The sequence below is a fragment of the Nocardiopsis chromatogenes YIM 90109 genome, from assembly GCF_000341185.1.
Taxonomy (GTDB): Bacteria; Actinomycetota; Actinomycetes; order Streptosporangiales; family Streptosporangiaceae; genus Nocardiopsis_A; species Nocardiopsis_A chromatogenes.
Genome location: NZ_ANBH01000100.1, coordinates 1 through 9111 on the forward strand (window position 1 = coordinate 1; position 9111 = coordinate 9111).

Annotated in this window: 8 protein-coding genes; 2 read left to right on the forward strand and 6 right to left on the reverse strand. The window is 72.0% G+C overall.

Going from position 1 to position 9111, the window contains the following annotated elements:
* Positions 1 to 165 precede the first annotated feature (165 nt).
* The 4 genes from yjfF to D476_RS0109990 are packed head-to-tail and all read right to left on the reverse strand — an operon-like array spanning position 166 to position 4819.
* A complete protein-coding gene (gene yjfF, locus D476_RS0109975; RefSeq protein WP_017623808.1) occupies positions 166 to 1176 on the reverse strand; it encodes a galactofuranose ABC transporter, permease protein YjfF in 1011 nt (336 codons plus the stop codon).
* Complete coding sequence (locus D476_RS0109980) at positions 1173 to 2282, reverse strand: ABC transporter permease (RefSeq protein ID WP_017623809.1); 1110 nt, start codon at positions 2280 to 2282, stop codon at positions 1173 to 1175. The genes yjfF and D476_RS0109980 overlap by 4 nt, the downstream gene beginning before the upstream one ends.
* Positions 2282 to 3808, reverse strand: a complete 1527-nt coding sequence (locus D476_RS0109985; RefSeq protein ID WP_017623810.1) for a sugar ABC transporter ATP-binding protein — start codon at positions 3806 to 3808, stop codon at positions 2282 to 2284. The genes D476_RS0109980 and D476_RS0109985 overlap by 1 nt, the downstream gene beginning before the upstream one ends.
* Before the next feature lie 30 nt (positions 3809 to 3838).
* Positions 3839 to 4819, reverse strand: a complete 981-nt coding sequence (locus tag D476_RS0109990; RefSeq protein ID WP_017623811.1) for an ABC transporter substrate-binding protein — start codon at positions 4817 to 4819, stop codon at positions 3839 to 3841.
* 868 nt (positions 4820 to 5687) lie between these two features.
* Between D476_RS0109990 and D476_RS32770 the strand changes: the two genes are divergently transcribed.
* The gene (locus D476_RS32770; protein ID WP_449289398.1) at positions 5688 to 7709 is read left to right on the forward strand and encodes an alpha-L-arabinofuranosidase C-terminal domain-containing protein; all 2022 of its coding nucleotides are present in this window, start codon (positions 5688 to 5690) and stop codon (positions 7707 to 7709) included.
* Positions 7706 to 7942 carry an alpha-L-arabinofuranosidase C-terminal domain-containing protein gene (locus D476_RS38445; RefSeq protein ID WP_338036238.1) on the forward strand — a complete coding sequence of 79 codons (237 nt, stop codon included), beginning with the start codon at positions 7706 to 7708 and terminating at the stop codon, positions 7940 to 7942. The genes D476_RS32770 and D476_RS38445 overlap by 4 nt, the downstream gene beginning before the upstream one ends.
* Before the next feature lie 129 nt (positions 7943 to 8071).
* On the opposite strand, the gene D476_RS0110000 is transcribed toward D476_RS38445, so the two are convergent.
* Both D476_RS0110000 and D476_RS0110005 read right to left on the reverse strand, forming a co-directional pair.
* A complete protein-coding gene (locus D476_RS0110000) occupies positions 8072 to 8275 on the reverse strand; it encodes a cold-shock protein (protein ID WP_017623812.1) in 204 nt (67 codons plus the stop codon).
* Positions 8276 to 8605: 330 nt separating this feature from the next.
* Positions 8606 to 9111 (reverse strand): MBL fold metallo-hydrolase (locus D476_RS0110005; RefSeq protein WP_017623813.1); only part of this gene is annotated, 506 nt, incomplete at its 5' end.

Below are 9111 nucleotides of genomic sequence, written 5' to 3' on the forward strand. Positions count from 1 at the left end.
ACGAAAAGTTGCACTGAACAGTAGAAACCACCGGCCCTCTTGAGCCCGGAGTCCCCGAGATCGGCAACTGAGCGGGCTACCAGTTGTGCCGCCGCCTCAAGGGCCGCCGTCGGCGACGCGGTGGTCACCGCTGCGGCCGGTGTCTTCGCGTCGTTTCACGGCGGGTCATTTGACGGTGCGCGGGGCCAGGGCCCGCTGCAGCAGGATGAACACCAGCAGGAGCACCCCGGCCACGATCCTGCTCCACCAGGAGCTGAGGGTTCCCTCGAAGACCAGGATCGTCTGGATCGTGCCCAGCGTCAGCACGCCCACCACGCTGCCCAGCACGTACCCGAAGCCGCCCGTCAGCAGCGTCCCGCCGATCACCACCGCGGCGATCGCGTCCAGTTCCATGCCCAGGCCGTGCAGGCTGTTCCCGGAGGCGATGTAGAGCGTGTAGAGCACGCCCCCCAGTGCCGCGCAGAAGCCGCTGACGGTGTAGACCCCGACCTTCACGCGGCCCACCGCCAGGCCCATGAGCACGGCCGATGACTCGCTGCCGCCGACCGCGTAGACGCTGCGGCCGAACCGGGTCCGGTGCAGCACGTATGCCGCCGCGCCCGCCGCGGCCAGCGCCACGACCGCCCCGACCGACAGCGACGTGCCTCCCGGAAGCGGGACCTGCGCCTGGGCGAGCGTGCCGAACAGCGGATCGGTGATCGGGATCGACTCCGCGCTGATCAGGTAGCACAGGCCCCGGGCGAAGAACATGCCGCCGAGCGTGGCGATGAAGGGCTGCACCCCGTAGAAGTGGATGATGCACCCCTGGAGGAACCCGATGGCGGCCCCGGCCAGCAGCGCGACGGGGATCACCAGGAGCGGCGGCCAGCCCTCGCGCAGCAGCCAGGCGCAGATCATCGCCGACAGCGCCAGCACCGACCCCGTCGACAGGTCGATGCCGCCCGCCAGGATCACGAACGTCACCCCCACCGCCAGCACGATGAGGAAGGAGTTGTTCACCAGCAGGTTCAGCATCACCTGCGGTTCGGCGAACCCCGTGTAGCGCACCGAGCCGACCGCGAACAGCAGCACGAGCACGAGCCCGGAGACGGCCACCGGGATGAACCGTCGCCGCCCGTCCAGCAACGCGCGGACGCGGGCGGCCGCCGACGCGGGCGGGGTCGTCAGGCCCGTCATCGCCGCGCCTCCCGGCGGTCCGGCCGACCGGCACCGGTCTGCGTGCGCATGGCGTCGTCCTCCTCCTCGGGCGCGGGGCCCTGTGGCCCCCGCGCCGGTGTCGGCGGTCCGCCGCGCCGGAACGGTGCCGCGACCTGCGCGCGGAACCGCGGCGACTGCAGCAGGCTCACCACGAACACCACGACCGCCTTGAACACCAGGGCGCTCTCCGGCGGCACCCCCATGGTGTAGACCGTCGTGGACAGGGTCTGCACGATGACCGCGCCCAGCACGGTCCCGGCGATCGAGAACCGGCCGCCGGTCAGCAGCGTCCCGCCGATGACCACGGCCAGGATCGCGTCCAGCTCGATCCACAGACCCGCCTTGTTGCCGTCGGCGCTGCCGGTGTTGGCGCTGATGATGATCCCGGCGAGCCCGGCGCACAGGCCGCAGAAGGCGTAGGCCGCCACGGCCAGCCCGGTCGCGCGGATCCCGGCCAGGCGGGCCGCCTCGGCGTTGCCGCCCACGGCCTCGACGAACAGCCCCAGCGCGGTGCGGCGCAGCGCCAGCCACATGACCAGCACGGTCACCGCCGCCATGAGCACGGTGAAGGGGACCGCCGCCAGGCCGCCCCCCGCGATCCGCCGGTAGGGTTCGCTGGTCACGGTGGTGATCTGGCCGTCGGTGATCAGCTGGGCCAGGCCCCGCCCCGCGACCATGAGGATCAGGGTCGCCACGATCGGCTGGATCCGCAGCACCGCCGCCAGGAACCCGTTCCACAGCCCCAGCAGCACCGACAGCGCCAAGGCGGCCGCGACCGCGGCGGCGACCGTGCCCGCCGACCCGTCATCCCCGGCTGCGACGATGATCTCGCAGGCCAGGGCGCCGGACACGGCCACCACGGCGCCCACCGACAGGTCGATGCCGCGCAGAGCGATCACCACGGTCATGCCCAGGGCGATCAGCATCAGGGGCGCACCGAAGTGCAGGATGTCGACCAGGCTGCCGTAGAGCCGCCCGCCCTTGACGCTGACGGCGAAGAACCCCGGGGTGGCGACCGCGTTGGCGGCCAGCAGCCCCGCGAGTACCAGGAGCGGCCACACCAGCCGCCGCGTCTGCGCCGCCATCACCGCGCACCCCCCTCGGCGATCTCGTCGAGCACGCCGTCCACGTCCAGCCCGCCCCCGTTGTCGAGCCCGGCGACCACCCGCCGGTCGCGCAGCACCACCACCCGGTGGCTCAGCCGCAGCACCTCCTCCAGCTCGGAGGAGACGAACAGCACCGCCGTGCCCTCCTCGGCCTCGGCCGCCACCAGGCGCTGCACCTCCGCCTTGGCCCCCACGTCGATCCCGCGTGTGGGCTCGTCCAGGATGAGCAGCCGCGGCCGCATGATGAGCCACCGGCCCAGCAGTACCTTCTGCTGGTTGCCGCCGCTCAGGGCGCCCACGGGGGTGTCCGGCGCGGACGGCCGGATGCGCAGCGCGGAGATGTAGCGCTCGACCAGCTCCGCGCGCGCCCTGCGGGGCACCGGCCGCATCCACCCGCGGGCGGCCTGCATGGCCAGCAGCAGGTTGTCCGCGACCGACAGGCCGGCCACCAGCCCTTCGGCCTTGCGGTCCTCCGGGCAGTAGGCCAGCCCCGCGGCGATGGGCGCGCGCGGGGTGCGCAGCGGCACCGGCCGCCCGTCGACCTCCACGCTCCCGCTGTCGGGGCGGTCGGCCCCGAAGAGGAGCCGCACGGCCTCGGTCCGCCCCGAGCCCAGCAGACCGGCCAGGCCCACGATGCTCCCCGGCGCCACGTCCAGGTCGTAGGGCGCGATGCCGCCCTTGCGCCCCAGCGCGCGCGCCCGCAGCAGCGGGGGCGCGTCGGCGGGCGGCGCGCCGCCGTGGGCGCGCCCCTCCACCCGGTCCAGCTCACCGGCCTGCTCGCCGAGCATGAGGCCGACCAGTCCGCGCTGGTCCAGCTCATCGGTGGTGAACGTGCCGACCGGGCGCCCGTTGCGCAGCACGGTCATGCGGCCGCACAGCTCGTAGACCTGGTCGAGGAAGTGGGTGACGAACAGGATCGCCACCCCGCGCGAGCGCAGCCGCTCCACCAGGTCGAACAGGATGCGCACCTCGTCGCGGTCCAGGCTGGAGGTGGGCTCGTCCAGGACCAGCACCCGGGCGTCGAGGTCCACCGCCCGCAGGATGGCGACGAGCTGCTGGACCGCGATGGGGTACTCGCCCAGGGCGCGGGCGGGGTCGAGGTCGAGCCCCGTTTCGGCGGCCAGCTCGGCCGCCCGCCGGTTCATGCGCCGCGGGGAGATCCCGAACGGGCCGCGCGGCTCGCGGCCCAGCAGGATGTTCTCGGCCACCGACAGGTTCGGGCACAGGTTCACCTCCTGGTAGACGGTGGCGATCCCGTGGCGTTCGGCGTCCTGCGGCCCGGCGATGGCGACCGGGCGGCCCCCGATGGCGATGCTTCCGGCGTCGGGGCGGTGCACGCCGGTCAGGACCTTGATCAGGGTCGACTTGCCCGCACCGTTCTCGCCCAGCAGCGCGTGCACCTCGCCGGGCTCCAGCCTGAGCCCGGCGCCGTCCAGGGCCCGGACGCCGGGGAAGTCCTTCACGATCCCGCTCATCTGCACGGCGGGTCCGGCCGCGGTGTCCACGGCCCCTCCTTCGCATCGGTGGCGGGCGGGTCAGTACTCGCGGTTCGGCAGTTCCTCCTCGGCCTGGTCCTGGCCGAAGACGCCCTCCTCGACCTCGACGCGCTCGGGGACCTCCTCACCGGCGTGCACCTGCTCCACCAGGTCCATCAGCTGCGGGCCGATCAGCGGGTTGCACTCGACGACCTGGTTGATCTTCCCGTCGGCCATCGCCTGGAAGGCGTCCTTGATGCCGTCCACGGAGACGATCTTGATGTCCTCGCCGGGCTCCAGCCCGGCCGCCTCGATGGATTCGATCGCGCCGAGCGCCATGTCGTCGTTGTGGGCGTAGAGGACGTCGATGTCGTCGTGGGAGCCGAGGAAGGCCTGCATGACCTCCTGGCCCCCGGCCCGGGTGAATTCGCCGTCCTGGGAGGCGATGATCTCGAACTTGTCGTCCTCGCCGATGATCTCGGCGAAGCCCTCCTTGCGGTCGATGGCGGGCGCGGACCCCGTGGTGCCCTGCAGCTCGACGATGTTGACGTCCTCGTCGGAGTCGGCGAACTCCTCGACCGCCCAGCGCCCGGCGTTGCGGCCCTCCTCGACGAAGTCGGAGCCGAGGAAGGTCTCGTAGACGTCCTCCTGGTCGGTCTCGACCGCGCGGTCGGTGAGCACGACGGGGATTCCGGCGTTGCGCGCCTCGGCGAGGACGGTGTCCCAGCCCGACTCCACCACGGGCGAGAACGCGATCACGTCGACGTCCTGCTGGATGAAGCTGCGGATGGCCTGGATCTGGTTCTCCTGCTGCTGCTGGGCGTCGGAGAACTTCAGCTCGATGCCCGCCTCCTCGGCGGCCTGCTTGATGGACTCGGTGTTGGCGGTGCGCCAGCCGCTCTCGGCGCCGACCTGCGAGAAGCCGAGGACGATGGTGTCGCCGTCGCCGTCGCCGCCCTGTCCGCCGCCGCCCGACCCGCAGGCGGCCGCCGCCGCGGTGAGCGCGACGGCCGCGGCGGTCGTGGAGAGTGCCTTGTTCATGGGAGCCCTTCTGCGCCCACCGGCCGGAACGGCCGAGTGTTAGCGCTAACAATCGAGGGGACGTGGATACGCCGGCGCGGGGCGGGGAGGGGTGGGGGCGTCTCAGGGTCCGGCGCGTGAGGTGCGTCACTACTGTTAGCGCTAACAGTCGGCCAGTCAATACGCGTTTACCGCTCTGAGATCTTTCGGTCCGGTCCCGGAGGCACCCGCGGCGCACCCGCCCCCGGCCGCCCCCGGGCGACGTGGGCCTCCCCCGCCCCTTGACACCCCTCCGGCCGCGCGGCAATCTCAAGGAAATGTCCCCGGCCGACCGACGCATCCGCCCGCGAAAAGAAATGTTAGCGCTAACATTCCCTTTGAGGAGGTCAGGGCTCACAGCGCCGACAACGTTCTTCCGCACCCCCGGGTGAACGGCGCCCGGCGGCGCCGGGCGAGGAATGCGGTCACCCCGCATTCCGCCGCCCCGGCACGCCCTCGCCCGTCGCGCTGAGAAATAGCGCCGTCACCGGACGCCCCTTTTCCCGGCCCATTCGATCCTCTCCCGCCCCGCTTCCCCTGCCGGAGGCGCACCCCCAACGGAGGAGACGTGCCAGCCAAGACGAACCGCCGGAGGACGGCCGTGACGGCCGCCGCCGCGGGCACACTGCTCGCCGGCGCCCTGTGCGCGACCGCGGCGGCGCCCGCGTCCGCCGCGACCGACTACACCATCGACGTCGACACCGCGGCGGCCGGTCCGAACATCGGCGACAGCATGTACGGCATCTTCATGGAGGACATCAACCACGCCGCCGACGGCGGGCTGTACGCCGAACTCGTCCAGAACCGGTCGTTCGAGTACACCACCGCCGACAATGCGGACTACACCCCGATGACCTCGTGGGAGGTGGTCGCCGACGGACGCGCCGACGGAAACGCCGAAGTCGTCGGCGACGACGGCCGCCTCAATGAGCGCAACCGCAATTACCTCCGGCTGGCGCTGCCCGCCGACGGCGGCGAATACGGCGTGGCCAACACCGGCTATTCCACCGGCATCCCCGTCGAGGAGGGCGCGGAGTACGACTTCTCGGTCTGGGCCAAGACCGCAGGAAGCGGGACGACGCCGCTCACCGTGCGGCTCACCGATTCCCAGGGCGCCCCCCTCGCCGCGCCGCTGGAGCTGGAGACGGACGGCCGGGACTGGGCCCAGTACTCCGGGACCCTCACCGCCGACGCGTCCAGCACCGCGGGCAGGCTGGCGGTCACCGGCAGCGGCGGCGGCTCGCTGAGCCTGGACATGGTCTCGCTGTTCCCGCGCGACACCTTCAAGGGGCGCGAGAACGGCCTGCGCGCCGACATCGCCGAGAAGATCGCCGGCCTCGACCCCGGGTTCGTGCGCTTCCCCGGCGGATGCCTGGTCAACACCGGCAGCCACGAGGCCTATGAAGGGCCCGACTGGCCGCGCGAGCGCTCCTTCCAGTGGAAGGACACCGTCGGCCCGGTCGAGGAGCGCGCCGTCAACCACAACTTCTGGGGCTACAACCAGTCCTACGGACTGGGGTACTACGAGTACTTCCAGTTCGCCGAGGACCTGGACGCCATGCCGCTGCCGGTCGTCCCGGCCCTGGTCACCGGCTGCGGCGAGAACGAGGCCACCGACGACCCCGAGCTGCTGGAGCGCCACGTCCAGGACACCCTCGACCTGATCGAGTTCGCCAACGGCCCCGACGACTCCGAGTGGGGCGGGCTGCGCGCCGAGATGGGGCACCCCGAGCCCTTCGGCCTGACGCACGTGCAGGTCGGCAACGAGGAGAACCTGCCCGAGGAGTTCTTCGAGCGGTTCGTGGAGTTCCGCGACGCGATCGAGGCCGAGTACCCCGGCATCACGGTGGTCGGCAACTCCGGACCGGCCTCCGGCGGCACCGTCTTCGAACGCGCCTGGGAGCTCAACCGCGAGCACGGCGTGGAGCTGGTCGACGAGCACTACTACAACTCGCCCGACTGGTTCCTGTCGAACAACGAGCGCTACGACTCCTATGACCGGCAGGGTCCGGACGTCTACCTGGGCGAGTACGCCTCCCAGGGCAACCGCTTCTCCAACGCCCTGGCCGAGGCCGCCTACATGACCGGGCTGGAGCGCAACGCGGACGTGGTGAAGATGGCCTCCTACGCACCGCTCCTGGCGGCCGAGTGGGACGCCCAGTGGACGCCCGACATGATCTGGTTCGACAACACCCGGAGCTGGGGGTCGGCCAACTACGAGGTGCAGCGGCTGTTCGCGCGGAACACCGGCGACGCGGTCGTGCCCAGCACCGCCTCGGGCACCCCGGACGTCAGCGGGCCGATCACCGGGGCGGTGGGCCTGTCGACCTGGAACACCAGCGCCGAGTACGACGACGTGAAGGTGGTCTCCGCCGACGGTGAGACGCTGCTCAGCGACGACTTCTCCGGCGGCGCCGACCGGTGGGAGCACATCACCGACGCCGGGAGCTGGGCCGTGGAGGACGGCGCGTACGTCCAGACCGAGACGGCCGGCGAGAACACGATGGTCATGGCGGGCGACCCCGGCTGGACCGACTACGACATGGAGGTCACCGCCACCAAGCGCGAAGGCGACGAGGGCTTCCTGATCGGCTTCGGGGTCCAGGGAACCGACGACTATTACTGGTGGAACCTGGGCGGCTGGGGCAACACCCAGTCCGCCGTGGAGCACGCCTCCGGCGGGGCGAAGAGCACCGTGGTCTCCGACGACACCACCATCGAGGCCGGGCGCGCCTACGACGTCCGCATCGAGGTGCGCGGGCGCGACGTCATCCTGTCCCTGGACGGCGAGGAGTGGGCCAGCTTCACCGCGCCCGCGCCCGAGCCGTTCCGGCAGGGGGNCGTGACGAGCGGACCGGCGAGTACATCGTGAAGGTCGTCAACGCCCAGAGCGACCAGGCGCGCACCTCGATCGACCTGGGCGGCGCCGAGGTCGCGCCGACCGCCGGGCTGACGGTCCTGGCGGCGGACCCGGACGCGGAGAACACGGCGGAGGAGCGCCCCGTGGCGCCCGAGACCTCCACCGTCGGGGGCGTGGACTCCTCGTTCACGCACACGTTCCCGCCGCACTCGGTCACCTTCATGCGGATCAAGCCGCGGGACTGACCTTGTGGGCCCCTCAGACGGGCCCTCGCGGAAAAGGGGACGGCCCCCGCAGCCGGTGGCTGCGGGGGCCGTCCGCCTCCGCCCCGGCCTCAGTGAGGCGGCAGGGCGGGCACGTCGCGCCGGTCCTCCTTAGAGGCCCTGGACGTCCTGGGCCTGCGGACCCTTGGGGCCCTGCGCGATGTCGAACTCCACGCGCTGGTTCTCCTCAAGGTTCCGGAAGCCGGAGCCGGCGATGCTGGAGTAGTGGACGAAGACGTCCGGGCCGCCCTCATCCTGGCTGATGAAGCCGTAGCCCTTTTCGCTGTTGAACCACTTGACGGTTCCGGTGGCCATGGCGGCCTCCTCGTTCCTTCTGCAATGAAACCGACGCCGCGGGCTGCGGCGCCCGGGGCTGCCGCGAACCTTTTTCCGGAACGAAAAAACGCCCGCTGGCCGAAACTCCGCGGGCGATCAAGCGATCAAGCGAAATCCAGACTGCAACCCGTCTGTGACACTAGCACATCCGCGTGCACCTGTCCCGTGTCGCTCTGATCACTCCGACCACCCTGGCATCGGGAGCCTCCGCCTGGCGGAAGGCCCCTGCCACGGCCCGTTCCGGCACGCTGGAACGCGACAGGGCGTGCGCACCGGCCCCGGCCCTGTGGGGCCGGTGCGCAGGCCGTCTCAGTGGCCGCGGGCGATCCACTCGGCCAGGTGCGGCGCCTCGGTGCCGATCGTGGTGCCGTCGCCGTGGCCGGTGTGCACGCGGGTCTCCTCCGGCAGGCGGAAGAGGCGCTCGCGGATGGAGCCGATGATCGTCGGGAAGTCCGAGTAGGACCGCCCCGTCGCCCCCGGCCCGCCCGAGAACAGCGTGTCCCCGGAGAACAGCGCCCCCGCCTCGGGCAGGTGCAGGCACACCGAGCCCGGCGAGTGGCCCGGCGTGTGGATCACGCGCAGCTCCGTGCCCGCGACCGGGATGCGCCGGTCGTCCTCCAGGTGCCCGTAGGACTCGCCCTCGTGGCTCATCCGCCACAGCACGTCGTCGCCGGGGTGCAGCAGGACCGGCGCCTCCAGCTCCCGGCCCAGCCGCGGGGCGACGGTGACGTGGTCGGTGTGCCCGTGGGTGCACACGACCGCGGCCACGGTCCGCCCGCCGACCGCCTTGGCGATCGGCTCCGCGGCCGGGGCGG

What these genes read in the sequence shown, in the direction of transcription:
- D476_RS0110000 (WP_017623812.1), bottom strand. Translation starts at nt 8,275, where the DNA reads ATGGCCACCGGAACCGTCAAGTGGTTCAACAGCGAAAAGGGCTACGGC.
- yjfF (WP_017623808.1), bottom strand. Translation starts at nt 1,176, where the DNA reads ATGACGGGCCTGACGACCCCGCCCGCGTCGGCGGCCGCCCGCGTCCGC.
- D476_RS0109980 (WP_017623809.1), bottom strand. Translation starts at nt 2,282, where the DNA reads ATGGCGGCGCAGACGCGGCGGCTGGTGTGGCCGCTCCTGGTACTCGCG.
- D476_RS0109990 (WP_017623811.1), bottom strand. Translation starts at nt 4,819, where the DNA reads ATGAACAAGGCACTCTCCACGACCGCCGCGGCCGTCGCGCTCACCGCG.